20 protein-coding genes and 2 pseudogenes are annotated in these 25,166 nt (G+C 72.4%); 13 read left to right on the top strand and 9 right to left on the bottom strand.

What is annotated here, in order from left to right; translation table 11 throughout:
* Nucleotides 1-67: 67 nt before the first annotated feature.
* Nucleotides 68-1,318: an acyl-CoA dehydrogenase family protein gene (locus K5S26_RS12475; protein WP_221858645.1), complete on the bottom strand. Its 1,251-nt coding sequence runs from the start codon at nucleotides 1,316-1,318 to the stop codon at nucleotides 68-70.
* A 151-nt stretch (nucleotides 1,319-1,469) separates the two neighbouring features.
* Between K5S26_RS12475 and K5S26_RS12470 the strand changes: the two genes are divergently transcribed.
* The 3 genes from K5S26_RS12470 to sucD all read left to right on the top strand — a co-directional run bounded on the left by K5S26_RS12470 (nucleotide 1,470) and on the right by sucD (nucleotide 3,915).
* The gene (locus K5S26_RS12470; RefSeq protein ID WP_221858643.1) at nucleotides 1,470-1,628 is read left to right on the top strand and encodes a hypothetical protein; all 159 of its coding nucleotides are present in this window, start codon (nucleotides 1,470-1,472) and stop codon (nucleotides 1,626-1,628) included.
* 188 nt (nucleotides 1,629-1,816) lie between these two features.
* Nucleotides 1,817-2,983 carry an ADP-forming succinate--CoA ligase subunit beta gene (gene sucC / locus K5S26_RS12465; RefSeq protein WP_221858641.1) on the top strand — a complete coding sequence of 389 codons (1,167 nt, stop codon included), beginning with the start codon at nucleotides 1,817-1,819 and terminating at the stop codon, nucleotides 2,981-2,983.
* 29 nt (nucleotides 2,984-3,012) lie between these two features.
* Nucleotides 3,013-3,915 (top strand): succinate--CoA ligase subunit alpha, encoded by a 903-nt coding sequence (sucD, locus tag K5S26_RS12460; RefSeq protein ID WP_221858639.1) that lies wholly within the window; start codon nucleotides 3,013-3,015, stop codon nucleotides 3,913-3,915.
* Between the two features lie 61 nt (nucleotides 3,916-3,976).
* On the opposite strand, the gene K5S26_RS12455 is transcribed toward sucD, so the two are convergent.
* Complete coding sequence (locus tag K5S26_RS12455; protein WP_221858637.1) at nucleotides 3,977-4,411, bottom strand: nitroreductase family deazaflavin-dependent oxidoreductase; 435 nt, start codon at nucleotides 4,409-4,411, stop codon at nucleotides 3,977-3,979.
* 72 nt (nucleotides 4,412-4,483) lie between these two features.
* Between K5S26_RS12455 and K5S26_RS12450 the strand changes: the two are divergent.
* The 4 genes and pseudogenes from K5S26_RS12450 to purH form a co-directional block, all read left to right on the top strand.
* Nucleotides 4,484-4,923, top strand: a pseudogene (locus K5S26_RS12450) (nitroreductase family deazaflavin-dependent oxidoreductase).
* A 108-nt stretch (nucleotides 4,924-5,031) separates the two neighbouring features.
* Nucleotides 5,032-6,435 carry a cell division protein PerM gene (locus K5S26_RS12445; RefSeq protein WP_221858635.1) on the top strand — a complete coding sequence of 468 codons (1,404 nt, stop codon included), beginning with the start codon at nucleotides 5,032-5,034 and terminating at the stop codon, nucleotides 6,433-6,435.
* A gap of 4 nt (nucleotides 6,436-6,439) precedes the next feature.
* Entirely contained in the window at nucleotides 6,440-7,033 is a 594-nt protein-coding gene (gene purN / locus K5S26_RS12440; RefSeq protein ID WP_221858633.1) for a phosphoribosylglycinamide formyltransferase, read from the top strand.
* A 48-nt stretch (nucleotides 7,034-7,081) separates the two neighbouring features.
* Nucleotides 7,082-8,683, top strand: a pseudogene (gene purH / locus K5S26_RS12435) (bifunctional phosphoribosylaminoimidazolecarboxamide formyltransferase/IMP cyclohydrolase); the annotation flags it as partial.
* Nucleotides 8,684-8,753: 70 nt separating this feature from the next.
* On the opposite strand, the gene K5S26_RS12430 reads toward purH, so the two are convergent.
* The 4 genes from K5S26_RS12430 to K5S26_RS12415 all read right to left on the bottom strand — a co-directional run bounded on the left by K5S26_RS12430 (nucleotide 8,754) and on the right by K5S26_RS12415 (nucleotide 12,594).
* A complete protein-coding gene (locus tag K5S26_RS12430; protein ID WP_221858629.1) occupies nucleotides 8,754-10,085 on the bottom strand; it encodes an MFS transporter in 1,332 nt (443 codons plus the stop codon).
* A gap of 84 nt (nucleotides 10,086-10,169) precedes the next feature.
* Complete coding sequence (locus K5S26_RS12425; protein ID WP_221858627.1) at nucleotides 10,170-10,619, bottom strand: RpiB/LacA/LacB family sugar-phosphate isomerase; 450 nt, start codon at nucleotides 10,617-10,619, stop codon at nucleotides 10,170-10,172.
* Nucleotides 10,616-11,581: a ribokinase gene (locus tag K5S26_RS12420; protein ID WP_221858625.1), complete on the bottom strand. Its 966-nt coding sequence runs from the start codon at nucleotides 11,579-11,581 to the stop codon at nucleotides 10,616-10,618. The genes K5S26_RS12425 and K5S26_RS12420 overlap by 4 nt, the downstream gene beginning before the upstream one ends.
* Nucleotides 11,578-12,594 (bottom strand): LacI family DNA-binding transcriptional regulator, encoded by a 1,017-nt coding sequence (locus K5S26_RS12415; RefSeq protein WP_221858623.1) that lies wholly within the window; start codon nucleotides 12,592-12,594, stop codon nucleotides 11,578-11,580. The genes K5S26_RS12420 and K5S26_RS12415 overlap by 4 nt, the downstream gene beginning before the upstream one ends.
* Nucleotides 12,595-12,782: 188 nt before the next feature.
* On the opposite strand from K5S26_RS12415, the gene K5S26_RS12410 reads away from it, so the two are divergent.
* The 4 genes from K5S26_RS12410 to K5S26_RS12395 all read left to right on the top strand — a co-directional run bounded on the left by K5S26_RS12410 (nucleotide 12,783) and on the right by K5S26_RS12395 (nucleotide 18,737).
* On the top strand, nucleotides 12,783-14,294 hold the full coding sequence (locus tag K5S26_RS12410; protein WP_221858620.1) for an AlkA N-terminal domain-containing protein: 1,512 nt from the start codon (nucleotides 12,783-12,785) through the stop codon (nucleotides 14,292-14,294).
* A 1-nt stretch (nucleotide 14,295) separates the two neighbouring features.
* Complete coding sequence (locus K5S26_RS12405) at nucleotides 14,296-14,793, top strand: methylated-DNA--[protein]-cysteine S-methyltransferase (RefSeq protein WP_221858618.1); 498 nt, start codon at nucleotides 14,296-14,298, stop codon at nucleotides 14,791-14,793.
* Between the two features lie 189 nt (nucleotides 14,794-14,982).
* Nucleotides 14,983-16,929 (top strand): ABC transporter ATP-binding protein, encoded by a 1,947-nt coding sequence (locus tag K5S26_RS12400; protein ID WP_221858616.1) that lies wholly within the window; start codon nucleotides 14,983-14,985, stop codon nucleotides 16,927-16,929.
* Complete coding sequence (locus K5S26_RS12395; protein ID WP_221858614.1) at nucleotides 16,926-18,737, top strand: ABC transporter ATP-binding protein; 1,812 nt, start codon at nucleotides 16,926-16,928, stop codon at nucleotides 18,735-18,737. The genes K5S26_RS12400 and K5S26_RS12395 overlap by 4 nt, the downstream gene beginning before the upstream one ends.
* 177 nt (nucleotides 18,738-18,914) lie before the next feature.
* Here K5S26_RS12395 and K5S26_RS12390 read toward each other — a convergent pair whose 3' ends face one another.
* From K5S26_RS12390 to K5S26_RS12380, 3 genes are all read right to left on the bottom strand, one after another.
* Nucleotides 18,915-19,373: a GNAT family N-acetyltransferase gene (locus K5S26_RS12390; RefSeq protein ID WP_221858612.1), complete on the bottom strand. Its 459-nt coding sequence runs from the start codon at nucleotides 19,371-19,373 to the stop codon at nucleotides 18,915-18,917.
* A 54-nt stretch (nucleotides 19,374-19,427) separates the two neighbouring features.
* Nucleotides 19,428-20,909 carry a L,D-transpeptidase family protein gene (locus K5S26_RS12385; RefSeq protein WP_221858610.1) on the bottom strand — a complete coding sequence of 494 codons (1,482 nt, stop codon included), beginning with the start codon at nucleotides 20,907-20,909 and terminating at the stop codon, nucleotides 19,428-19,430.
* Between the two features lie 181 nt (nucleotides 20,910-21,090).
* Nucleotides 21,091-22,503 carry a beta-N-acetylhexosaminidase gene (locus K5S26_RS12380; protein WP_221858609.1) on the bottom strand — a complete coding sequence of 471 codons (1,413 nt, stop codon included), beginning with the start codon at nucleotides 22,501-22,503 and terminating at the stop codon, nucleotides 21,091-21,093.
* 113 nt (nucleotides 22,504-22,616) lie between these two features.
* Between K5S26_RS12380 and K5S26_RS12375 the strand changes: the two genes are divergently transcribed.
* Nucleotides 22,617-23,720, top strand: coding sequence for an ROK family transcriptional regulator (locus tag K5S26_RS12375; protein WP_221858607.1), 1,104 nt, complete (start codon nucleotides 22,617-22,619; stop codon nucleotides 23,718-23,720).
* Nucleotides 23,721-23,800: 80 nt separating this feature from the next.
* Nucleotides 23,801-25,078, top strand: coding sequence for an extracellular solute-binding protein (locus K5S26_RS12370; RefSeq protein ID WP_221858604.1), 1,278 nt, complete (start codon nucleotides 23,801-23,803; stop codon nucleotides 25,076-25,078).
* Nucleotides 25,079-25,166 lie beyond the last annotated feature (88 nt).

Below are 25,166 nucleotides of genomic sequence, written 5' to 3'. Positions count from 1 at the left end.
AGTACGGCGTGCGTTCGCCCAGGCGACGTGGTTCGGCGCGAGGAAGGGAGGGAGGAGGGGAGGGCGGTCAGACGAAGGCGCCGAAGCCGGTGATGTCCCGACCGATGATCAGCGCCTGGACGCTCTCGGTGCCCTCGTAGGTGTGGATCGCCTCGATGTCCGCGAGGTGCTGCATAATGCGGTTCTCGAGCAGGATGCCGTTGCCGCCGAGCAGGTCACGGGCGGTGCGCGCCACCTCGCGGGCCGTGCGCGTGTTGTGGAGCTTCGCGAGCGACGCCTGCGTCGGGCGCAGCGTCCCCGCCGCCTCGAGGTCGGCCAACCGCCGGCAGTAGAGCTGCATGGCGGTGAGCTGCGACAGCATCTGCGTCAGACGCTCCTGCACCATCTGGAACCGTGCCAGCGGCTTGCCGAACTGCACGCGCTGCGTGGAGTAGGCGAGTGCCGCCTCGTAGCACGCGGTCGCGTGGCCGAGCGCCGACCAGGCGACGCCCGATCGCGTGGCGAACAGCACGCGGGAGGTGTCCTTGAATGAATGCGCGCCGGGCAGCACCGCGTCGGCGGGCACCCGCACGTCCTCCAGGGCGATGTGCGCCTGGTGGATGCCGCGCAGCGACAGCTTGCCCGTGATGACGGTGCCCGTGTAGCCGGGCGTCTCCTGCTCGACGAGGAAGCAGCGGACCTGCCCGTGGTCGGGGTCGGGCGTCCCGTCGGGCAGCAGCTCGCGGTCCACGCGCGCCCACACGAAGGTGACCCCGCCCGACGCGCCGTTGCCGATCCACTTCTTCGCCCCGCGCAGCACCCAGCCCCCGGCGCTCGCGTCCCACCGCGCGTTCGTCTCGAGCGAGGTGGAGTCGGAGCCGTGGTCGGGCTCGGTGAGCGCGAACGCGCCGGGCACCTCTCCGCGCGCGATCGGGCCCAGCCAGCGCGCCTGCTGCTCGGTGCTGCCGAACAGGGCGAGCGTGCGCAGCGCGAGGCCGCCCTGCACCGCGATCACGGTGCCGAGCGACCCGTCGGCGCGCGAGACCTCCATGTTGACCAGTCCCGCCGCGAGCGGCGACATCGCCGTCAGCTCAGGGTGCTCGATGCCGTCGACGTAGAGGTCGGCGTCGCCGAGCGCGGTCAGCGCCTCCGCCGGGTACTCGGCGCGGTCCCATGCTTCGGCCATCCGCGGGGCGAGCGCCTCGCCCACCTCGCGGGCCCGTGCCCACTGCGCGCGGTCCTCGCCGTCGACGTCGGCGAACACCGCGTAGTAGTCGGTGTCGAGCGGGGATGTCACGTCGTAGGAGAGCACGTTCTCTCCGGGGAGCTCGGATGCCATGCGGTCAGGCTATGTCGGGCTCCGCGTCCTCCCGCAGACGTTTGGAGGTCTCCGCCAGCGTCGACCGCGAAAACCGGCCCGTCGCTTGCCCTAGACTGGGTCGCGGTTCCCTCGGCGCAGGCCGATCGGGTCGGCAGGCACGGAGGTCCTCATGTTCATCATCTCGCTGGTGCTGTTCCTCGGCGGGTTCGGCCTGTTCGCCCTCGCGTTCAACATCGAGATCCTGCAGGGCGTCGTGTTCACGGCGGGCATCCTCGCGATCTCGCTCGCGATGGCCCTCCCGATGCACTTCAGCAAGACGCGACAGTAGTCGCCGACGATCTTCCCGAACGCGGTCCGCGAGCTCTCGCGGGCCGCGTTCCGTCTGTGCGCGCAGCATCGCTGAAGGGGAGGCGGATCGGAGCCTCAGCCGTGCGGTAGTAGGGTGAGATCTCGGTCGAGATCTCTCGACGTCGAGACGTCCAGTCTCCTCCCGTGGCCCCACAGAAGGAATGCAACGTGGACCTGTACGAGTACCAGGCTCGAGACCTTTTTGAGAAGTACGAGGTGCCGGTGCTCGCCGGCATCGTCGCCGACACCCCCGAGGAGGTGAAGGCAGCGGCCGAGAAGATCGGCGGCGTCGTGGTGGTCAAGGCCCAGGTCAAGACCGGCGGTCGCGGCAAGGCCGGCGGCGTGAAGGTCGCGAAGACCCCCGACGAGGCGTACGAGGCCGCGAAGGCGATCCTCGGCCTCGACATCAAGGGCCACGTCGTCAAGCGCGTCATGGTCGCGCAGGGCGCGGACATCGCCCGCGAGTTCTACTTCTCGGTGCTGCTCGACCGCTCCAACCGCTCGTACCTGTCGCTCGCGAGCGTCGAGGGCGGCATGGAGATCGAGCAGCTCGCCGTCGAGAAGCCCGAGGCTCTCGCACGCGTCGAGGTCAACCCGCTGACCGGCATCGACGAGGCCAAGGCGCTCGAGATCGCCAAGGCCGGCGGCTGGGACGAGGAGCTGGCCCCCAAGGTGGCCGAGGTCTTCGTCAAGCTCTACGACGTCTACAAGAGCGAGGGCGCGACCCTCGTCGAGGTGAACCCGCTCGTCCTCACGGGTGCCGGCGACATCGTGGCGCTCGACGGCAAGGTGTCGCTCGACGACAACGCCAGCGAGGTGCGCCACCCCGAGCACGAGGAGCTCGAGGACAAGGGCGCCGCCGACCCGCTCGAGGCGAAGGCCAAGGCCAACGGCCTCAACTACGTCAAGCTCGACGGCCAGGTGGGCATCATCGGAAACGGCGCGGGCCTCGTGATGTCGACGCTCGACGTCGTCGCGTACGCCGGCGAGAAGCACGGCGGCGTGAAGCCCGCCAACTTCCTCGACATCGGCGGCGGTGCCAACGCCCAGGTGATGGCGAGCGGCCTCGACGTGATCCTCGGCGACGAGCAGGTCAAGAGCGTCTTCGTCAACGTCTTCGGCGGCATCACGTCGTGCGTCGCCGTGGCGGAGGGCATCGTGAAGGCCCTGGAGATCCTGGGCGACACGGCCACCAAGCCGCTCGTCGTGCGCCTCGACGGAAACCAGGTCGAGGAGGGCCGCGAGATCCTCGCGGCCGCCAACCACCCGCTCGTCACGCTCGCCGCGGGCATGGACGAGGGCGCCGACAAGGCCGCCGAGCTGGCGAACGCCTGAGACTGCGGATCGGATTAAGGACTAGAGAGATGTCGATCTACCTCAACAAGGACTCCAAGGTCATCGTCCAGGGCATCACCGGCGGCGAGGGCACCAAGCACACCGCCCTCATGCTCAAGGCGGGCACCAACGTCGTGGGCGGCGTGAACGCCCGCAAGGCCGGCACGACCGTGACGCACGAGAAGCCGGGCGCCGGCGAGGTCGAGCTGCCCGTGTTCGCCTCGGTCGCGGAGGCGATCGAGAAGACCGGCGCCGACGTGTCGATCGCGTTCGTGCCGCCGGCCTTCACGAAGGACGCGATGATCGAGGCCATCGACGCCGAGATCCCGCTGCTCGTCGTGATCACCGAGGGCGTGCCCGTCGGCGACACCGCCGAGGCGTGGGCGTACGCCAACGAGAAGGGCAACAAGACCCGGATCATCGGGCCGAACTGCCCCGGCATCATCACGCCCGGCGAGGCGCTCGTCGGCATCACGCCCGCGAACATCACCGGCAAGGGCCCGATCGGCCTCGTGTCGAAGTCGGGCACGCTGACGTACCAGATGATGTACGAGCTGCGCGACCTCGGCTTCTCGACGGCCATCGGCATCGGCGGCGACCCCGTCATCGGCACCACGCACATCGACGCGCTCGCCGCGTTCGAGGCCGACCCCGAGACGAAGGCGATCGTGATGATCGGCGAGATCGGCGGCGACGCCGAGGAGCGTGCCGCCGACTTCATCAAGGCCAACGTCACCAAGCCGGTCGTCGGCTACGTCGCGGGCTTCACCGCCCCCGAGGGCAAGACGATGGGCCACGCCGGCGCGATCGTGTCCGGCTCGGCCGGCACCGCGCAGGCCAAGAAGGAGGCTCTCGAGGCCGCCGGTGTCAAGGTCGGCAAGACGCCGTCGGAGACCGCCGCGCTGATGCGCGACATCATCCAGGGACTGTGACCGCCTAGCCGCACGCCGTCTCGCGAGGCCCCGTCCGCTCTGCGGGCGGGGCCTCGTCGTCTCACCGGGCGGCGGCGACCAGGAACACCGGATGGTGCGACGCGATCGCCGCGAACTCGCTCACGTCGGCGTCCGGGGCGGCGGCGACGTGGGGGCGCACGATCGCGATCCGCTGCACGTAGTGCTTGAGCACGGGGGCGGCGGCGTCGGCGTCGAGCTCGGTGACCCGGATCCGCTCCGCCTGCGCGCCGCGCTGCAGCGTGGCCTCGCCCGCCGCCCGGAGGTTCCGCACCCACTCCACCGGCCCGTACGGGGCGACGAGGTAGCGACGGCCGCCGACCTCGACGGGCGTGACCGGCACGGTGCGCGGCTCGCCGCTGCGGCGGCCCGCGACCGTGAGCGCCGAGACGCCCCCGGGCGCCACGCCGCGGCGTCCGAGCGCGGCCATGATCCGGTCCACCCAGCGGCGGAAGGGCGTGATCCTGTACGACGACATGCGGTCACCCTAGGTCGCGCCGGCTCTTCCCGGAAGGGGCCGAGGGGGTCGGATCGGCAATAGCCTGGGGGCATGCCGCTGAACGGGGAGTACCTGCCGTCGACCGCCGAGTGGGCCCGCATGCAGGCCGAGACCTACGAGGCCACGAACGGCGCGGAGGCCGCCGATCTGCGGGGCCGCCCCGTCATCGTCCTGACCACCGTCGGAGCCCGGACCGGCGGGCTGCGGAAGACGGCGCTGATGCGCGTCGAGCACGAGGGCAGCTATGCCGTCGTCGCCTCGAAGGGCGGAGCGCCGACCCCGCCGCAGTGGTACTTCAACCTCAGGAGGACGCCCGCCGTCGAGCTGCGGGACGGTGCGGACAAGCGCGACTACGTCGCCCGCGAGGTCGACGGCGCCGAGTACGACGCCTGGTGGAGCGCGCCGTCGCGGCGTGGCCCGACTACGCCGAGTACCAGAAGAGGACCGATCGGAAGATCGCCGTGTTCGTGCTGGAGCCCGCCGAGGACTGAGCGCCCCCCGCCCGGCGCGCGGCCGGCCGGTCGCCTGGAGGGCGGACGCGACCCGCGGCGGAGCGCCGCCCGGGCACGGCGCCCGCCGACACGTAGAGTCGATGCGTCATGCATCGCCTGCTCGTCGCCCTCCTCGCCGCCCTGGACGCCGCAGTGGCGGCGATCGTGGGGCTCGCCGCGGTGCTCGTGCCACTGCTGCTGCTGTGGGTGTTCACGTTCGGCGGGGTCGCCGACTGGAGCGCGCTGTGGCCCGCGACGGCCCGTATCTGGCAGCTCGGCAACCTCGTGCCCCTCGCGCTCACGCTCGATCCCGACCTGTTGGTCGAGGCGGGCCTTCCGGAGCAGGGCGGATCGTTCGCGCTCTCGCTGGCCCCGCTCGCCTTCACGGTGCTCGTGGCGCTGTTCGCCGGGCGCTCCGGCCGCCGCGCCGTCGGCTCGGGGCGCTGGCTCACCGGGGTCGCCACCGGCGCCGTCACCACGGTCGTCGCCGCGAGCGTGGTGCAGCTGACCGCGGGGAACCCGGTCGCCGTCGCGGACCCCTGGCTCGCCATCCTGATGCCGACGCTCGTCTACACGGTGCCGATGCTGATCGGCGCGGTGACCGGTGCATGGATCGAGGGCGACGAGGGCCCTGTCGACCGCGTCCACGACGCCGTCGACCGGCTGCCCCGGGTCTGGCGCGTGCTGCCGGCGCTGATGATGCGCGGCGCCACGATGGCCGTCGTCGGGATCGTCGGCTTCGCGGCGCTGACCATCGCGGCGATCGTGCCGCTGCGGGGCGGCAGCGTGATCGCGCTGTACGAGGCGACCCAGGTCGATCTGCTCGGCGCGATCCTCCTGACGATCGGCCAGCTCGCGTACCTGCCGACCCTCATCGGCTGGGCCGTGGCGTGGATCGCCGGCCCGGGCTTCGCGATCGGCGCCGGCACCGGCGTCACCCCCGTCGGCACGCAGCTGGGCGTGCTGCCCGGCGTGCCCGCCCTGGGGCTGATCCCCGAGCACGGGTCGCCGCTGCTGCTGCTCGCGGTGCTCGCGCCGGTCGTGGCGGGCGCGATCGCCGGCTGGGGCGTGCGCACCGCGTACCGCGCGGAGATGCAGGCCAGCGGCGCGGCGAGCGAGCCGCCCGTGCCGCGGGCCCTGCTCGCGGTGGGCATCGCGGTGCTGGCCGGCGCCGGCGCCGCGCTGATCGCCCTGCTGACCTCCGGGTCCATCGGGCCCGAGCGCCTCGCCGTCACCGGCCCCGAGCCCGGCTCGCTCGCGCTGGCGGTCGGGATCGAGGTGCTCGTCGGTGCCGGGATCCTGCTGCTCGCGCCGCGCGGGTACGAGATGCGGCTCGACCGCTTCGCCCCGGGACGCGGCGAGGGCGACGACGAGGACGACGAGGGCGGCGACGACGCGGAGGCGGAGGCGGACACCCCCGCTCCGCGGGGCGATGACACCCGTGCTCCGCGGGGCGGGGCCCGGCGGCCGGGAGGCTCGGCACAGCGCGAGACGGGCGTCTCGCTAGACTGACCAGGTGCTGTCGGTCGCCGTCCTCATCTCGGGCACGGGCTCGAATCTCCGTGCCCTCCTCGAGGCGGCGGACGACCCCGCCTACCCCGCGCGCATCGTCGCGGTCGGCGCCGACCGCGACGCGTCCGGGCTCGCCCATGCCGAGGCGTTCGGCGTGCCGTCGTTCGTCGTGGGCTATCGCGACCACCCCACGCGCGAGGCCTGGGGGGAGGAGCTCGGGCGGCGGCTCGACGCCGTCCAGCCCGACCTCATCGTGCTGAGCGGCCTGATGCGTCTGCTGCCGCCCGCCCTCGTCGCGCGCTGGGCGCCGCGCATCGTCAACACCCACCCGGCCTACCTGCCGGAGTTCCCCGGCGCCCACGGCGTGCGCGACGCGCTCGCCGCCGGGGCGGCGCAGACCGGCGCGAGCGTCATCGTCGTCGACGACGGCGTCGACACCGGTCCCATCCTGGCGCAGGAGCGCGTCCCTGTGCTGCCCGGAGACACCGAGGACACCCTCCACGAGCGCATCAAACCCGTCGAGCGGCGCCTGCTGATCGACGTCGTCCGCCGTATCGCCGCCGACGAGCTCCCGCTCGCGGGCGGCGCACATCCCTGACCCCACCGATCCGAAGACGGATCGATCGCCTCACCGAAGGAGCACCCCATGGCCGGCCCCCGCCACGACCCCTCGCTGTACCGCGACCGCGATGTGGTGCCGATCCGTCGCGCCCTGGTGTCCGTCAGCGACAAGAGCGGCCTCCTCTCCCTCGCGGAGGCGCTCGTGGGCGCCGGCGTCGAGATCGTCTCGACCGGGTCGACCGCCGCGACGATCCGCGACGCCGGCCACGAGGTGACCGACGTCGCCACGGTCACCGGCTTCCCCGAGATGCTCGACGGCCGCGTCAAGACGCTGCACCCGAACGTGCACGGCGGGCTGCTGGCCGACCTGCGCCTCGAGCACCACGAGACGCAGCTGGGCGAGTTCGACATCGCTCCGTTCGAGCTCGTGGTCGTGAACCTGTACCCGTTCGTCGAGACCGTGCGCTCCGGCGCCGAGGGCGACGACGTGGTCGAGCAGATCGACATCGGCGGCCCCGCGATGGTCCGCGCATCCGCGAAGAACTTCGCGAACGTCGCCATCGTCGTCTCGCCCGAGTCGTACCCCTCGATCATCCAGGCGGTCGCCGACGGCGGCACGTCGCTCGTGCAGCGCCGCGAGCTGGCCGCCCGCGCGTTCGCGCACACGTCCGCGTACGACACCGCGGTCGCGCAGTGGTTCGCGGAGGAGACCATCGCCGGCGAGGTCGACCTGCCCGACCACCTCACGATCCAGGCCGAGAAGCTGGCGAACCTGCGCTACGGCGAGAACTCCCACCAGCGCGCGGCGATCTACTCCCGCGTCGGCGGTCACGGCATCGCCCAGGCGACCCAGCTGCAGGGCAAGGAGATGTCGTACAACAACTACGTCGACGCGGACGCCGCGCTGCGCGCCGCCTACGACATGGTGCTGCCGGCCGTCGCGATCATCAAGCACGCCAATCCGTGCGGCATCGCGGTCGCGGCCGCCAACGCGCTCGACCCGATCGCCAGCGCCCATCTGCGCGCCCACGAGTGCGACCCGGTGTCCGCCTTCGGCGGCGTGATCGCCGCGAACAGGCCGGTGACGCTGAAGATGGCCGAGAACCTGCGCGACATCTTCACCGAGGTGATCGTGGCGCCCGACTTCGAGCCCGCCGCGCTCGAGGTGTTCGCCGAGAAGAAGAACCTGCGCCTGCTGAAGCTGCCCACCGACTGGCAGCAGGAGCGGATGGACGTCCGCCTGGTCTCGGGCGGTCTGCTGCTGCAGGACGCCGACCGCTTCCCGGAGGACGACTACGAGTCGGTCGCCGAGGGCTGGCAGCTTGTCGCCGGCGAGCAGCCGGAGGACATCTCGGTGCAGGAGCTCGTGTTCGCGTGGAAGTCGTGCCGCGCGGTCAAGTCCAACGCGATCGTGCTCGCCCGCGGCGGTGCGACGGTCGGCGTCGGGATGGGCCAGGTCAACCGCGTCGACTCGTGCCGTCTGGCCGTGGAGCGTGCGGGGGACCGCGCGGCGGGATCCGTCGCGGCGTCCGACGCGTTCTTCCCGTTCTCGGACGGCCCCGAGGTGTTGATGAACGCCGGCATCAAGGTGATCATCCAGCCCGGCGGATCGGTGCGCGACGAGGAGACGATCGCCCTCGCCCGTGAGCGCGGCGTGACCATGTACTTCACGGCCGCGCGCCAGTACTCCCCCGCCCGGCCCCCGGGGAGGCCGCGCGGGCCGGGATGCGCTGCATCCCGGCCCTCTCGTCAGGTCGTCAGGAGGCGGCGCGTTCCGCCGCCACCAGCGCCGCCACGCGCTCGCGCTCCGCGCGGGTCCAGGTCTCCTTCGTGAGAAGGATGCCCGCCAGGCCGATGCCGGCGGCGAGCATGTAGAGCAGCGCGGCGCCCGGCCAGCCCATCGCGCCGACGATCGCGGCGGCGAGCAGCGGAGCGAAGCCGCCGAGGGACGCCGCCAGCTGGTACCCGAGCGACGCGCCGGAGGTGCGCGTCTGCGTCCGGAACTGCTCGGTGAGCAGCGAGCCCTGGGTGCCCGTGAGGGTCGCGTGGATGACGCCGATGCCGATGATGAACACCGCGATCACGAGCGCGGGCTCCATCGTGTTCGTCAGGAGGTACATCGGGAAGGCGAAGGCCAGGGCGGCGATGCACGCGCCGATGTAGAGCGGTCGCCGGCCGATGCGGTCGGTGATGGCGCCCGCGAAGAAGGTCATCCCGATCGCCACGATGCTCGCTCCCGTGATGGCGCCGAGCGCCACGGGCCGGAGGTCGGGATCCAGCTCGGTGACGTAGTTGAGCAGGTAGGTGGCGGTCGAGTAGTAGGCGAACGACTCGACGATGCGCAGCGCGATCACCCGCAGGATGCCCCGCCAGTCGTCCCGGAGGGTGGCGACGAAGGGGTTCTTCTCGACCGTCCCCTTCGCCTGGGCCTCGCGGAACTCGGGAGACTCGCTGAGCCGCGACCGCACGATGAGCGCGACGATGACGAGCACGGAGCTGAAGAGGAAGGGAGTGCGCCACTGCCAGTCGCCCTCCAGCGTGGCGCTCCAGGCGAACATCGCGCTGGCCAGTGCGATGCCGAGCGGGTTGCCCGCCTGCGGGATCGCGGCGAACATCCCGCGACGGTGCCACGGGGCGTGCTCGTACGCCATCGTGATGGCCCCGCCCCATTCCGCGCCGAAGGCGAGCCCCTGCACCATGCGGATGAGGGTGAGGAGGATCGGCGCGGCGACGCCGATCTGGGCGTACGTGGGCATGAGGCCGATCGCGAAGGTCGCCGCGCCCATGACGATCATCGCCCCGACGAGCACCGGCTTGCGGCCGAACCGATCGCCGAGGTATCCGCCGACGGCGCCTCCCACCGGGCGCATGACGAAACCGACGGCGAGGGTGCCGAAGGCGAGGAGGGTGCCGGTCAGGCGGTCGTCGCTCGGGAAGAAGACCGCACCGAAGTAGAGCGCGGCGGCGGTGCCGTAGGCGACGAAGTCGTAGTTCTCGACGCTGGTGCCGACGCCGGCGGCCAGTGCGGTCTTTAGGCGGTCCTTCGAGCCGAGCACGCTTCGGCGCGGCGCGGGGGCGATGGATGACACGGTGGATCTCCTTCGATCGGGGTGAGGGCTCACGCGAGGGCGGCGCGACCGGGCGCGGCCGACCGCGGTGAGGGGAGGGAGGGACTACGCGGTGAGCGCGTCCAGGGCGTTGAGCTTGCCGACCCGGCGCCGGGTGTCCTCGTCGTCGTCGAAACGGGCGTCCAGGAACTCGCGGACGATGTCGGGGATCAGCGCGTGCGGCACCAGCCAGGCACCCATCGCGACGACGTTCGCGTCGTCGTGCTCGACGGCCTGGTGCGCCGAGTAGGGCTCGTGGGCCAGGCCGCAGCGGATGCCGGGCAGCTTGTTCGCCGCCATGACGGCGCCCTGACCGGTGCCGCAGACGAGGATCGCCCGGTCCGCGTCGCCGCTCAGGACGGGCTCGCAGGTGGCCTGCGTGATGTCGGGGAAGTCGACGGGCTGCGTGTCGTGGGTCCCGCGGTCCAGGACCTCGTGGCCCAGGGACTCGATCGCCCGGCGGACGACGTCCTTCAGCGGGTGGCCGGCGTGGTCGGCGCCGAGGGCGACTCTCATGGGTGTTCTCTCTCTGTGTCGGGGGCCTCTGTGTCGAGGGGGTCTGTGTCGAGCGGACGCGCGGCGAGGCCCTCGACCTCTCCGCGCGCGGGGATCGAGGGCGCCGCCCCGGGCCTCGTGACGGCGAGGGACGCGGCATCCAGTGCTCGCCGCATGCGGTCGGCGAGGGGGAGCCCGGTCAGCGCGGCCAGATAGCCCGCGAAGGTGTCTCCGGCGGCTGTGGTGTCGACGGCCTCGACGGATCGCGCCGGCGCGACCCCGTGCTCGTCGCCGATGCGGTAGGCCGCCCCGTCCGCGCCGAGCGTGCACACGACGCCGGCTCCGGTCGCGTCGACGACGCCGGCGATGCGCTCCGTCGTGCCCTCGGCGGCGACCCCGAGCAGGTCGGCGATCGCTGCGAGCTCGTGCTCGTTCACCAGCAGCAGATCGACGTGGCCGACGAGCTCGTCCACGCTCGTCGGCGCCGGCGCGGCGTTCCAGACCACGGTCGCTCCCGCGTTCGACGCCAGCTCGGCGGCGAGGCGCGAGACGGCGATCGGCACCTCGTGCTGCAGCAGCAGGGCGTCCCCGGGTCGCAGCGCGGCGCAGGCGGTGCGCACCGTCTCCTGCGGGATGCCCGCGTTGGCCCCGGGCACCACCACGATCGAGTTCTCGGCGTCGTCGTCGATGAGGACGATGGCGCGGCCGGACGGGACGCCGTCGAGCCGTGCGACCGCCGCCGTGTCGATGCCGTCGGCGTCGAGGGCCGCGATCAGGGGAGCGCCGTCGTCTGCCCCGACGGCGCCCACCAGCCGGACGTCCGCGCCGGCCCGGGCCGCGGCGACGGCCTGGTTCGCGCCCTTCCCGCCCAGCGCGGTCGTCAGCGTGCGAGCGCTCACCGTCTCGCCGGGCCCGGGGAAGCGGGCGAGGCGCACGGCGTCGTCGGCGTTGATGCTGCCGACCACGAGGACCTGGGCGCTCATCGTGCCGACGCTCCGATCCGCGCCGGCGCTTCGCCGGCGCGGTCGACGAACGAGGTCGCCACGCGCTCGGAGGACGCCTCGCGCCCGCCGATGAGGTCGAGCAGGCCCCGCACGCCGGCCGTGCCGATGGCGGCCGCGTCGTTGCGCACCGCGCTGATGGGCGGCGAGACGAACTCGAACCACTCGAGGTCGTCGAAGGAGACGATCTCGATGCGGCGGGCGGCCTCCGCCCCGAGCCGCTCGCGCAGGGCGCGGATCGCGCCGAGGGTGGTGCGTCCGTTCGCTCCGAACACCGCCGTGGGGCGCACGCCGCGGTCGAGGATGCGCAGCATCGCCTCGGCCGCGCCCTCGGCGAGGAAGTCTCCGGCGTCGACGAACGCGTCGTCGGTGGTGATGCCGTGCGCCGCGCGCCCGTCGAGGTAGGCGGTCCGACGCTCGGCGCCCGTGGACATGGTCTCGGGGCCGCCGACGTAGGCGACGTCCCGGTGCCCGCGACGCTGCAGCCACTCGAGGACATGGCGGACGCCGCCCGCGTTGTCCGTGCCGTACATCGGCGCGGACAGGCCCTCGACCGTGCGGTTGAGCAGCACGATCGGGAGGCCGGACGAGACGAGCGCGCTGAGCCGAGGGCTGACCGGGCCCTGCGGCGAGAGCAGGAGTCCGTCGATGCGCTGCGAGGCGAAGGCGGAGAGCACGGCCTCCGCCTGATCCGTGTCCTCGTTCGCGTTGGCGAGCAGCACGGTGTACCCGTGGTGCCGCGCCTCCTCCTCGGCGGCGTGCGCGAGCTCCGAGAAGAACGGGCTGCGGATGTCCGAGACGAGCAGGCCCAGCACGTCCGTGCGCGAGCGCCTCAGCGAGCGCGCCGGGCCGTGGGCGACGTAGCCGAGCGCGGCGGCCGCCGACAGCACCCGTCCCCGGGAGTCCTCGGACGTCTGCGAGCTGCCCGAGAGCACGCGGGACGCCGTGGCGAGCGAGACGCCGGCGCGCGCCGCGACATCCTTGATCGTGGCCATGGCACTCCTTCGTGGAAACGTTTCCATCGGTGAAACGGCCACCAGCATCACACGGAGCGCGCGCGGCCGCAACCCGGGCGCGGCGGGCGAGCGTGGCGACGGGCGCGTTCCGGGCCGGCGCCGCACCCCGGCACTGCCGTGTCCGAAAACCGCCAGCCCAAGCTCTCCTCACGTGTCAGGCTGGACGCATGTCACCGAGCATGACCTTCGACGAGCGGTATCGCGCCATCTCCTCGCGCGACTCCCGGTTCGACGGGCAGTTCGTCACCGCCGTGAGGTCGACGGGCATCTACTGCCGGCCCTCGTGCCCGGCGCGCACGCCTAAGCAGGCGAACGTCACGTTCTACCCCACGAGCGCGGCCGCGCACGAGGCGGGGTACCGCGCGTGCAAGAGATGCCTGCCCGAGGCGGCGCCGGGTTCGCCGGACTGGAACCTCCGGGGCGATGTCGCGGCGCGCGCCATGCGGCTGATCGCCGACGGCGTCGTCGAGCGCGAGGGGGTCCCGGGCTTGTCCACGCGGCTGGGCTACTCGCCACGGCACCTCACGCGGCTGCTGGCCGCCGAGCTCGGTGCGGGGCCCCTCGCCCTCGCCCGCGCGCACCGCGCCCACACCGCCAGGCTGCTGCTGGTCGGAACCGACCTGCCGGCGGCGGACGTCGCATTCTCGGCGGGGTTCGCGAGCGTGCGACAGTTCAACGACACCGTCCGAGAGGTGTTCGGGCTGACGCCCACCGAGCTGCGCGCACGACGCCGCGCCGGCGACGCGGAACGCACGCCCGCGGGCATCGACCTCGCGCTGCCGTATCGCGAGCCGTTCGACCCGGCCGGGCTGTTCGCGTGGATGGGCGTCCGCGCCCTCGCAGGCGTCGAGTCGGGTGACCGGGTCTCGTTCGCCCGGACGCTGCGGCTGCCGCGCGGCGCGGCCTGGTTCCGACTGACCCACGCCGAGGGGCGGTTGCGGCTCGAGGCCAGCCTGCAGAGCCTCGCCGACCTCTCGCCGCTCGTGACACGAGCGCGGCGGCTGTTCGACCTCGACGCCGACCCGCTGGCGATCGACGAGGCGCTCGGCGCCCACCCCGAGCTGTCGACGCACGTCGCGGAGAACCCCGGGATCCGGCTGCCCGGGACCGCGGACCCGCACGAGCTGCTCATCCGCGCCATGGTCGGGCAGCAGATCTCCGTGTCGGCCGCCCGCACGCATCTCACGCGCCTCACGGACGCGCTCGGTGAGCGCGTCGTCCTCGCGGGGGAGGAGCGCGTGCTGTTCCCCACGATGGCCGCGATCGCCGAGCAGGGCGGGGACGTGCTGCGGGGGCCCGCTGCCCGCATCCGCGCCATCACCGGCGCCGCCGCAGCGCTCGCCTCGGGAGAGCTGCTGTTGACGACCGGGGACGACGCGGCCGACCAGCGCGCCGCGCTGCTGGCCATGCCCGGCATCGGCCCATGGACCGCCGACTACGTGCGCATGCGTGTCATCGGCGACCCGGACGTCGTGCTCACGGGCGACGTGGCGCTGCGGGCCGGCGCGGCACGGGCGGGCATCCCGTCCGACCCGCGTGGTCTGGCCGAGTGGGCCGCGCGCGCGGCCCCGTGGCGCTCGTACCTGTCCATGCACCTGTGGCGACTCGCCGCCGGGCCCGCCGTGGCGGGGCCCGTGGCGGCCGCCCGACCCACCGACCCCCGCCGATCAGGAGACTGACATGACCGCGATCCTCGACACCATCGACACCCCGGACGGGGCCTTCACCCTCGTCGCCGACACGGACGGAGCGGTGCTCGCCTCCGGCTGGTCGGCCGACGCCGACACCATGCTCGGCCGCATCCACCCCCGGCTGCGCCCGGTCGACGTGCGCGAGGGCGCCGTCGCCGCGAGCGACGCGGTTCGCGCCTACTACGCCGGCGACCTGGCGGCGATCGACTCGGTGCCCGTGCGCCAGCACGGCACCGCGCTGCAGGCCGGAGGGTGGGCGGCGCTGCGCCGCATCGCCCCCGGATCCCCGCTCAGCTACGCGGAGTTCGCGCGGGCTCTTGGAGCGCCGAGCGCCGTGCGTGCCGCCGCCTCGATCTGCGCGCGCAACGCGCCGGCCCTGTTCGTCCCCTGCCACCGTGTGCTGCGCGGCGATGGATCGCTCGGCGGGTTCGCCTGGGGGCTGGACGTCAAGCGCGCGCTGCTCGATCGCGAGGCCGGCGTCGTCTGAGGGAGCCGGCGCCGCAGCCGTCCTCGCCGTGCCCGGATCCTCCGCCACTCAGTGGGGCAGGCCTCGGCGAGCGTTGCGGCGGGCGCCGCGACGGGAATAGGCTGAAAGGCTCGCGTCCCCACGTCTGCGGTCTCGGGCCGTGGGCGCGCCGCCGCCGCGGCGCGCGTCTCCCACTTCCCCCTGAGGATCATGACCAGCTCTTCCCCGCGCCCCGCCACGCCCCGACTCTCCACGGTGCGGGCGTTGCTGCGCCTGCTCGAGTTCGCGCGGCCGGTGCTGCCGCGGCTCGGCCTGGGTGCGCTGACCGCCCTCGCGGCCGCGATCATCGCGCTGATGATCCCGATCGCGCTGGAGTGGGTGATCGGCGGGCCGATCGCCTCGGGCGAGACCGTGGCGGTCGTGTGGGGCGCCGTCGCCGTGCTCGTGCTCGGGCTGCTCGAGGCGCTCATGGTGTACCTCCGGCGCTGGCTCGTGCTCGGCCCCGCGACCCTCGTCGAGTACGACATCCGCCGCACGTTCTACCAGCGTCTGCAGCACCTGCCGGTCGCGTTCCACGACCGCTGGCAGTCGGGGCAGCTGCTCAGCCGCATGATGCAGGACATCAGCCTCATCCGCCGCTGGATGGCGTTCGGCCTGATCCTGCTGGTCGTCAACATCCTCACCGTCGTGATCGGCGCCGTGCTGCTGTTCCAGTGGCACTGGGCGCTCGCGATCGTCTTCGTCGTGTCGGGCGTCCCGCTGTGGATCCAGGGGTTCCTCTTCGAGCGCGACTACGGCACGCTCACCCGGCTCAGCCAGGACCAGCAGGGAGACCTCGCGACGAGCGTCGAGGAGAGCGTGCACGGCATCCGCGTGCTCAAGGCGTTCGGGCGCGGGCCGCACGCGCTGCGCCGCTTCACGCGCCAGGCCGAGACGCTGCGCGATACGGAGATGCGCAAGGCGGGAGCGATCGCGCGGGTCGACTTCTGGCTCGTGATGATGCCCGAGCTCGCGTTCGCGGTGTCGCTGCTGATGGGCATCTGGCTCGCCTCGATCGGACAGATCGAGCTGAACCAGCTGGTGGCCTACTTCGCGATGGCGACCATCCTGCGGTGGCCGATCGAGTCCATCGGCTTCCTCTTCTCGTTCATGCTCGACGCCCGCACCGCGACCGACCGCATCTTCGAGGTGTTCGACGCCGAGAACACGATCACCGACCCCGACGAGCCGGTGCGGATCGAACATCCCGAGGGCGCCCTGGCGTTCGAGGGCACGCACTTCCGCTACCAGGACGCGGGGGCGCTCGAGCCCGACCTGCTCGACGGCATCGACCTCGAGGTCCGCCCCGGTGAGACCATGGCGCTGGTCGGGCTGACGGGCTCGGGCAAGACCACCCTGACGACGCTCCCCACGCGGCTCTACGACGTCACGGGCGGCCGCGTCACGATCGACGGCGTCGACGTGCGCGAGCTGCGCCTGGTCGACCTGCGGCGGATCATCGCCACCGCGTTCGAGGACGCCACGCTCTTCTCGGCGTCCGTGCGCGACAACGTGCTGCTCGGCAGGGACGACCTCGACGCCCGATCGGAAGAGGGGGAGCGGGTGCTGCGCGAGGCCCTCTCGGTCGCGCAGGCCGCGTTCGTCGACGAACTGCCCGACGGCGCCGAGACGATGATCGGCGAGGAGGGCATGTCGCTGTCGGGCGGTCAGCGCCAGCGGCTCGCCCTCGCCCGCGCCGTCGCCGCGCGCCCGGCTGTGCTCGTGATGGACGACCCGCTGTCGGCGCTCGACGTGGACACCGAGGAGCGGGTGCAGGCGGGCCTGCGTCGCGTGCTCGGGGCCACCACCGCGCTGATCGTCGCGCACCGGCCGTCGACCGTGGCGCTCGCCGATCGCGTCGCCCTGCTCGAGGGAGGCCGCATCACGGCCGTCGGCACGCACTCCGAGCTGATGTCGGCGTCGTCCCACTATCGATCGGTGATCTCCAGCTTCGAGCGGGACGCCGCCGAGGAGAAGGCCCGCCGCAACGACCCGAACCCAACCTCCGAGCTGGACGTCATCACCGACGCCGGCGCGGGCGGGACGCCGCTGCCGTCACGCATCGCCGAGCCGGACCCGGCGCCGGGCGGCGACGACCGAGCCGAGGAGCCGAAGTGAGCACCGTCCAGGGAACCGCGGGCGAGGACCGGTCCGACTACACGCGCGACGAGAACCGCGCGATCCGGCGGCGCTCGCTGCGCCTGCTGGTGTCGCTGCTCGCTCCCCTCAAGCGGCAGGTGACGCTCGTCGCGATCGTGGTGGTCGCCCAGACCGCGGTGCGGGTGCTGGGCCCCGCGCTGCTGGGGCTCGGCCTGAACACCGCGCTCCCCGCGGTCACGCAGCGCGCCGACTGGGGGCCGGCCTGGCTCGTGGGCGGCGCCTACGTCGTGACCGCCGTCGGCGGCGCCGCGCTGCTGGCCTGGTACGACGTGCTCGCCGCGCGCGTCACGCAGAACGTGCTGCTCGACCTGCGCACCCGGGTGTTCCGACACACGCAGATCCTCAGCCTGGAGTTCCACGAGACCTACACGTCCGGCCGCATCATCTCGCGCCAGACGAGCGATCTCGACACGATCCGCGAGCTGCTCAACGGGGGCCTCAACCAGCTCGTCCACGGCGCTCTCTACGGCGTCTTCACCTTCATCGCGCTCGTGATCGTCGACTGGCAGTCGGGGCTCGTCCTGGTGGTCGCCGCCGTGCCGCTCGCCCTGCTGATGCGCTGGTTCTACCGCGCATCGCAGCGCACCTACCGCGTCTCCCGCGTGATCAGCGCGAAGGTGATCGTGAAGTTCGTCGAGACGATGACCGGCATCCGGGCGGGCAAGGCGTTCCGCACCGAGCCTCGCAACGACACCGAGTTCAGCGGACTGTCCATGGAGTACCGCGACGTCAACATGCGCTCGATCCGGCTGTTCGGCACGTTCGAGCCGGGCCTGATGGCGATCTCGGCCTTCTCGATCGGTCTGGTCGTGCTGTGGGGCGGGATGCGGATCACGTGGGGCGAGTTCTCGATCGGCTTCCTGCTGTCGGCCGTGCTGTACGTGCGCAACTTCTTCACTCCGCTGCAGGAGGTGGCCATGTTCCTGAACTCGTTCCAGGCGGCCGCCGCGGCGCTCGAGAAGGTGTCGGGCGTGCTCGAGGAGGAGCCCACCGTTCCCGACCCGGCGCGGCCCGTCGTCCTCTCCGGCGCACGTGGCCACGTGCGCTTCGACGAGGTGACCTTCGCGTACGGCACCGGCCGCACCATCCTGCCGGAGTTCACCCTCGACATCCCGGCGGGCCAGACCGTGGCGCTCGTCGGCACCACCGGCGCGGGCAAGTCGACGCTCGCCAAGCTCGTCTCCCGGTTCTACGACCCCAGCGAGGGCGCGGTCACGCTCGACGGCGTCGACCTGCGCGAGCTGCACCCGCGAGACCTGCGCCGCGCGATCGTCATGGTCACCCAGGAGGCCTACCTGTTCAGCGGCACGGTGGCCGACAACATCGCGCTCGGGCGTCCGGACGCGACGTTCGACGAGATCGTCGCGGCCGCCGTCGCCGTGGGCGCCGACCCGTTCATCCGGTCGCTGCCCGACGGCTACCACTCCGACGTCAACAAGCGCGGCGGGCGCGTGTCGGCGGGTCAGCGTCAGCTGATCTCGTTCGCGCGGGCGTTCCTCGCCGACCCGGCCGTGCTGATCCTCGACGAGGCGACGGCGTCGCTCGACATCCCCTCGGAGCGGATGATCCAGGACGCGCTGCAGACGCTGCTCGCCGACCGCACGGCGATCATCATCGCGCACAGGCTGTCCACCGTCGCGATCGCCGACCGGGTGCTCGTGATGGAGCACGGGCGCGTCATCGAGGACGGCACGCCGGATGCGCTGATCGCCGGCACCGGCAAGTTCGCGCAGCTGCACGCCGCGTGGAGGGAATCGCTGGTCTGACGCACGGCACCGGCCCTGCGCATCGATCGGGCTGAGCGGGAAGAGGGGGATGGCGACGGGGTCTCGATGGGGGAGGGGGATTCGAGACCCCGCCGCCGGCATGTTCTCAGCGCAGACGACGTTGACGGCGCCGACGAGTCATGTCGAAGCGAGTGTCTCCCCTGCGCTCGATCTCCTCTAGACGCGGATCTCGGCGACTACCTCACCGTACTCCGTCTCGCCCACGGGTGTGAAGCCGACACGGTGGAAGAAGGCCTCGGGGCCGTCGTCTCCCGCCTCGTAGATCACGGTCAGGTGGCTGTGGCCCCGGCGGCGCACCTCGTCCACCAGACCCTGCACCATGAAGCGGCCGATGCCGCGCCCCTGGTCGTCCGCGTCGACGTTGATGCGCAGCAGGATCGAGCGGAAGTTCTCGTCGAGGGCCTCGGCGTCGAAGCTGGCGCTGACGAAGCCGACCACGTCGGTGCCGTCGTCGCCGTCCACGGCGACACGCTGCCACGAGGTCGCCGGGTCGACGACGGTGGCGGCGATGCCGTAGGAGACGGGCGCGAGGAACTGCTCCTGGCCGGGCTTCAGCGACAGCGTGTTCACCGCGACGATCGTCGCGGCCGAGAGCTCGACCAGGTTCAGCGTCATACGGTCAGGCTAACCGCTCCCCGATGCGTGCGCACCAGGATTCCGGGCGCCTGCTCAGTCGTGCACCCAGACCTCGGTGCCGGTCTGCGCGAAGTAGTACATGTGCTCCGCGGCGGCCTGTGTCATGTTGACGCAGCCGTGGCTCATGCGCGCCCCGGCGCCGAAGTTGTTGTGCCAGTAGGTGCCGTGGAAGCCCTGGTCGCCGTTGAAGTACGTCACGAACGGCACGTTCGCGGTGCAGTACCCGAACTTGCCGCCCTCCTTGACCGTCCCGTCGGGGTTGCAGGAGCCCATGTTCTGCGAGGTGAGCTGCGCGTACACGGTGAAGTGGCCCGTGTGCGTCTCGGTGTCGATGCCGTCGCGAACCCCGCCGGTGCCGAGCGCGATCGGGTACGAGGCGACGAGCTTCTCGTTCTCGTACATGTAGGTCATGCCCGCGCTCTTGTCGACCTCGGCGCGACGGAACAGCTCCTCGCTCTCGTACGGCACGACCTCGCCCTCGAGCGTGAACTCCAGGTCGCCGCTGCTGAGCGTCTCCGCGACCCGGTCGGCGACGCCGTCGGTCGAGGCGATGCCGAAGCCGTCCTGGCCCTCCTGGATGACGCGCAGGTGGTCGCCCTTCGAGTTGGTCACGACCTGCTCGTTCCGGACGTCCTGGTTCACCTTCTCGGGGAGGTCCTTGATGGCCTCCTCGATGGCGCCCTTGTCGGCCGTCACCACGAAGTCGCCCGACGCGGGGTCGGCCTCGATGTCCATCCACGACTGGACGTCCTTCAGCGAGAGCTCGCTCGCCCGCTTGTCCTCGAGGTAGAACCCGGCGGCGTCGGCCTGGTCGTTGAGGCCGGCGGCGAAGGCCTCCGCCTCCTCGGTCGTCGCGGCGGCCTTGACCTCGGTCTGCTGGGGCTCGACGGTCGTCTCACCCTTCGCGAGGGCGTCGGTGATGCCGGCGGCCAGCGCCTCGACGTCGACGCCCTGCCCGGGCTCGGCGGCCTCGACGGTGAACCGCCCGCTCTCGTCGTCGAACACGACCTTGGCGTTGACGGAGTCGGTGTAGAGCGACGGCAGCGCTTCGCGCAGGGCCTCGGCCGCCTTCTCCGCGTCGACGGACACGGGAGCGCTGACCTCTCCCTGGCCCCAGCCGCCGAGGTTCCAGGCGGGATACGTCTCGAAGGCGTCCGCCGCAGCGGCCTGCGCGTCGACGGACAGGCCCAGCTGCTCACCGGTGACGGTGGCGTCGCCGATCGTGAACTCGGTGGTGGCCAGGCGCTGCGAGATGGTCTCGGCCGCCATGCCCTGCGTCATCAGGCCGACCGGCGTGGCGGCGGCGGTGACGCCGGGGGCGATCAGCACGAGCGAGGCCACGACGGCCGCCGCTGCGACGAGCCCGGTCGGGATGCCGAGACCCAGCCACAGGCCGAGGCGTCGCTTCTTCGGCGGGTCGGCCTGCGCCCACTGCACCGCACCCGCCTCGGCGGCGGCCCGATCGTCTCCGCCGTCGCCGGACGCCTGCTCGGGTCTGGTCTCCAGATCCGTCACGCTTACCCCCTGATGGCTCGGAACGCCGGTTCGGCACAGATGTCGTCAACTTAGGCTACGGCCGCCAAGCGCATGTCAGGAGGCGGATCGGTTACGAAGTGGCTACGATGCGCTGGGCATCCGCCCGGCGCCGCCTGAGCGCCGCGCTGCCCGACGGTAAGGGCGGTAAGGGCGGGCCGGGTCAGCGCCAGTCCACCCCGGCGGAGCGGTGGAAGCCGATGCCCGCCGCCTCCCAGCGGTCGCCGAGCCCGGCGACGCGCTCCCGGAACGACTCCCAGGTGCGCTCGGGCGAGCCGGCCCGCTCGGACCAGGCGGCCTCGGCCGCCGAGGCGACGCGGGGGAACATCATCTCGTCGACGTCGGCCGGCGTGCGGATCGTCTCCGTCCACATGCACGCCTCGACGCCGAGGATCGCCTCCTCGGCGAGGCCGGGAACGACGGTCGCGGGATCCCAGTCGTACGAACGGGCGAGGCTCGTCGGGCCGTCCGCCCAGACGAGCCCGAGTCGCGAGTCGGCTTCGTGCTTCATGTCGAGGTAGACGGCGTCGGCCGGGGACAGGACGACGCGCCCCCCGCGTTCCGCGAACGACCGTGCTCGGCGCGCGTCCTCGCCGCCCTCCTCGCCGCCTTCCAGGGAGGGGCGGCGGAACCCCCAGTACTGGCCCACCGTGCCGGGAGGCAGGTCGGCGACGCCCGCCTCGTGCCAGGTGACGGGCGTCTTGTCCGCCTCGGCGACGATGCGCGTGGCGAGCTCGACCATACGGCGGTAGTCGGCGGGGTCGGTGCCGAGGGCCTCGTCTCCACCGATGTGCAGGTACGGGCCGGGGGTGAGCGCCGCGATCTCGCCGAGGACTTCCCGCAGGAAGGTCTCGAGCCCCTCGGCGTCCGCCTGGAAGGACGAGAATCCCACCGCCAGCGCGGTGTAGGGGACCCCCTGCTCGGGCAGTCCGCCGCCGCCGTACGTCTCGGTGATCTCGCGGATGTGGTCGGTGATCACCGGCTCGGCCAGCAGCTCGGGATGGCTCAGTCCGATCGCGTGGGTGTGGCCGGGGAGGTCGAACTCGGGCACCACCGTCATGTGGCGCGCGGCAGCGTATTCCACGATGTGCATGTAGTCGTCGATGGAGTAGTGCCCGCCGGGGTCGCCCCCGACGGAGGTGCCCGACGCGCTCTGCGCGAGCTCCGGGTGGGATCGCAGCTCGAGCCGCCAGCCGTGGTCGTCGGTGAGGTGCAGGTGCAGGACGTTGAGCTTGAGCGACGCGGCTCGGTCGATGACGGCCTCGACGGTGGAGACGGGGTGGAAGTGCCTCGCCACGTCGAGCATCATGCCGCGGTGGGCGAAGCGGGGTCTGTCGCGGATGTCGACCGCGGGGAGCTCGTCCGGGCCGGCGAGCTGCGCGAGGGTCTGGCGCGCGTAGAAGACGCCGGCGGGTGAGGAGGCGCGGATGACGACGGCGCCCGCCTCGATGCGCAGGGCGTAGCCCTCCTCGCCGTGTCCCTGCTCGGTGACGACCTCCACGGGGGCGTCGGCGGGGGCGCCCGCGGACTCGAGCAGAACGACGGACGTCGGCCAGGGGACGAGGGGGAAGGTCATGACGGCACGGTATCCAGGCGTGCCGGATCTGCGTGTAACGAGTTTGTAAACTTCCCTTCCTAAATCGCCCGAGCCGTTGCGGCGACATCGATTCGTAAGTAGGACTTACAAACATGAATCAGCGCGGCAGGCTCAAGGTGCTCCCGGAGCACGCCCGTGCCCACAACCGTTCGCTCGTCCTCGCCACGCTGTTCCACGACGGTGCGATGAGCCGCGCCGACCTCGCCCGCGAGACCGGACTCACCCGCGTGACCACCTCCGACCTGGCCGGCGATCTGATCGCCGACGGGCTCGTGGTCGAGCAGGGCATCCGACAGGGGAGCGGCCCCGGCAAGCCCGCCATCCTCGTCGACATCGACCGGCTCGGCCTGCAGGTCGTCGCCATCGACCTCTCCGACAGCCGCGAGTACCGCGGCGCGGTGATCGACCTCGCCGGCACCGTGGTCGCCCGCACCTCGGTGCCGCGTCCCGCCGACGGCGAGGCAGAGGCGTCGCTCGACGCCGTGCGGACGCTGTCGGCCCGCACGCTCGGCGAGGCGACGGGGCGGGTGCTCGGCGTCGGCGTCGGAGCGCCCGGGGTGATCTCGCGCGACGGCGTCGTGCTCTCCTCGCCCAACCTCGGCTGGTCCGACCTGCCGCTGCAGCAGGACCTGCGCGACCGCCTCGGCGTGCCCGTGCACGTCGCGAACGACGCCAACGTCGCGGCCCTCGCCGAGCACACCCTCGGCGGGGCGAGCGGCGACGTCCTGGTCGTCAAGGTCGGCCGCGGCGTCGGCGCAGGAGTGCTGACGCGCGGCGAGCTCACACGGGGCAGCAGGGACGCCGCCGGCGAGATCGGGCACGTCACCGTCGGCACCGACGGCGGACCCCGATGCGTGTGCGGCAAGGACGGCTGCCTCGAGTCGTGGCTCTCGATCCGGTCGCTCGAGGACCGGATCTCGGAGGGCGCCGACCGCGACGCCGTGCTGCGCGACGCGGGCGCCCGGCTCGCCATCGCGATCGCCCCGATCGTGGGCGCCCTCGACCTGTCGGAGATCGTCCTCTCCGGCCCCGCAGACCACCTCGACGGCACGCTCCGGCAGTCCGCCGTCGACACGCTTCGCGCCCGCACGTTCCTCCATGACGACGTGCAGGTGCGGATGTCCGCTCAGGGAGACGACGTCGTGCTGCGAGGCGCGGTCGTGCTGATCCTCGACGGAGAGCTCGGGGTCTCGTAGACGAGCCCCCACGGGGCGAAGAAGCCCCGGTGCACGGAACGCACCACCCACCCCACCACCCCATCCGAAGGACGCATCACATGAACACAGGAACAGGAAAGAAGGCGCTGGCCGGCATCGGCCTGCTGGGCGTCGGCTCGCTCGTGCTGGCGGGCTGCGCGGGCGGCTCGGACGACGGCGACGCACCCGCCGCCGAGACCGGCGAGGTCACGGTCTGGGTCGTCGGCACCGACACCCCCGACACCGCGCGCGACTACCTCAAGGAGACCTTCGAGTCGGAGAACGAGGGCTGGACCCTGCGTCTCGAGGAGAAGACCTGGGCCGACGTGTCGGAGACGTACGTCGCCGCGCTGCAGTCGAACGACACCCCCGACGTCGTCGAGGTCGGCAACACGCAGGCCATCGGCTTCATCGACCAGGGCCTGTTCTCGGACCTCAGCGACATCCGCGGCGACCTCGGCGACCTGAACCCGGGCCTCGAGGAAGCCGGGACGTACGACGGAGCCTTCTACGCGGCCCCGTACTACGCCGGCGGTCGCGTCGTGTTCTACTCGCCCGAGATCGTCGACGGCGACAGCCTGCCGGCGACGCTCGAGGAGTACGTCGACGCGGGCATCGAGATGCGCACCGACACCGTGAGCGGCATCTACGCGCCCGGCCGCGACTGGTACAACATGCTCCCGTACATCTGGACGTACGGCGGGGAGATCGCCGTGCAGGACGGCGACACCTGGGACGCGCAGTTCTCGAGCGACGAGTCGCTGCAGGGGCTCGAGCTGCTGCAGAAGGTCTACGCCGAGGCGACCAACGCCCCCAAGGACGGCAACGAGACCGACGCCCACGTGCCGTTCTGCGCCGGCGAGGTCGCCTTCCTCTCCGCCCCCGCGTGGATGCAGTGGTCGATCCTGGCCGAGGCCGACGCCGAGAACCCGGGATGCCCCGACACCTACGGCAAGGACCTCGGCGCCTTCCCGCTGCCCGGCGCGACCGAGGGCGAGACCGCCCCGATCTTCGCCGGCGGCTCGAACATCGGCGTCGCCGCGCTGTCGGAGAACCAGGCGATGGCGAAGGAGGTCGTGAAGATCATGCTGTCCTCGGGATACCAGGACCTCATGGCCGAGGGCGGCCTGACCCCGGCGCTGCTGGACTCGGCCGCGTCGCTGCCGGACACCCCGGTCGCCCAGGCGCAGGCCGAGGCGCTCGCGAACTCGAAGGGGGTCCCGACCTCGCCGAACTGGGCCGAGGTCGAGTCGAGCCTGATCATCCAGGACTCGCTCGTGCGGATCGCCCAGGGCGAGGACGTCAAGGCCGTCGCCGAGAAGCTCGACACCGACATCGAGGCCATCCTCAACGGCTGACCGGGCTCGGGGGGGGGGGGGGCGCCCGGGGGGGGGCCCCCCCCCCCCCCCCGCCGCCCCCCCCCCCCGGCCGCGCCCGCGGCGACCC

Origin of the sequence: Microbacterium marinilacus (genome assembly GCF_019753765.1) — a bacterium.
GTDB lineage: Bacteria > Actinomycetota > Actinomycetes > Actinomycetales > Microbacteriaceae > Microbacterium > Microbacterium marinilacus.
Note: the sequence above shows the minus strand (reverse complement) of the source record. Positions and strands in the feature narration are given on the sequence as shown.

What these genes read in the sequence shown, in the direction of transcription:
- K5S26_RS12475 (WP_221858645.1), bottom strand. Translation starts at nt 1,318, where the DNA reads ATGGCATCCGAGCTCCCCGGAGAGAACGTGCTCTCCTACGACGTGACA.
- K5S26_RS12470 (WP_221858643.1), top strand. Translation starts at nt 1,470, where the DNA reads ATGTTCATCATCTCGCTGGTGCTGTTCCTCGGCGGGTTCGGCCTGTTC.
- sucD (WP_221858639.1), top strand. Translation starts at nt 3,013, where the DNA reads ATGTCGATCTACCTCAACAAGGACTCCAAGGTCATCGTCCAGGGCATC.
- K5S26_RS12455 (WP_221858637.1), bottom strand. Translation starts at nt 4,411, where the DNA reads ATGTCGTCGTACAGGATCACGCCCTTCCGCCGCTGGGTGGACCGGATC.
- K5S26_RS12445 (WP_221858635.1), top strand. Translation starts at nt 5,032, where the DNA reads ATGCATCGCCTGCTCGTCGCCCTCCTCGCCGCCCTGGACGCCGCAGTG.
- K5S26_RS12425 (WP_221858627.1), bottom strand. Translation starts at nt 10,619, where the DNA reads ATGAGAGTCGCCCTCGGCGCCGACCACGCCGGCCACCCGCTGAAGGAC.
- K5S26_RS12420 (WP_221858625.1), bottom strand. Translation starts at nt 11,581, where the DNA reads ATGAGCGCCCAGGTCCTCGTGGTCGGCAGCATCAACGCCGACGACGCC.
- K5S26_RS12415 (WP_221858623.1), bottom strand. Translation starts at nt 12,594, where the DNA reads ATGGCCACGATCAAGGATGTCGCGGCGCGCGCCGGCGTCTCGCTCGCC.
- K5S26_RS12410 (WP_221858620.1), top strand. Translation starts at nt 12,783, where the DNA reads ATGTCACCGAGCATGACCTTCGACGAGCGGTATCGCGCCATCTCCTCG.
- K5S26_RS12405 (WP_221858618.1), top strand. Translation starts at nt 14,296, where the DNA reads ATGACCGCGATCCTCGACACCATCGACACCCCGGACGGGGCCTTCACC.
- K5S26_RS12400 (WP_221858616.1), top strand. Translation starts at nt 14,983, where the DNA reads ATGACCAGCTCTTCCCCGCGCCCCGCCACGCCCCGACTCTCCACGGTG.
- K5S26_RS12390 (WP_221858612.1), bottom strand. Translation starts at nt 19,373, where the DNA reads ATGACGCTGAACCTGGTCGAGCTCTCGGCCGCGACGATCGTCGCGGTG.
- K5S26_RS12380 (WP_221858609.1), bottom strand. Translation starts at nt 22,503, where the DNA reads ATGACCTTCCCCCTCGTCCCCTGGCCGACGTCCGTCGTTCTGCTCGAG.
- K5S26_RS12375 (WP_221858607.1), top strand. Translation starts at nt 22,617, where the DNA reads ATGAATCAGCGCGGCAGGCTCAAGGTGCTCCCGGAGCACGCCCGTGCC.
- K5S26_RS12370 (WP_221858604.1), top strand. Translation starts at nt 23,801, where the DNA reads ATGAACACAGGAACAGGAAAGAAGGCGCTGGCCGGCATCGGCCTGCTG.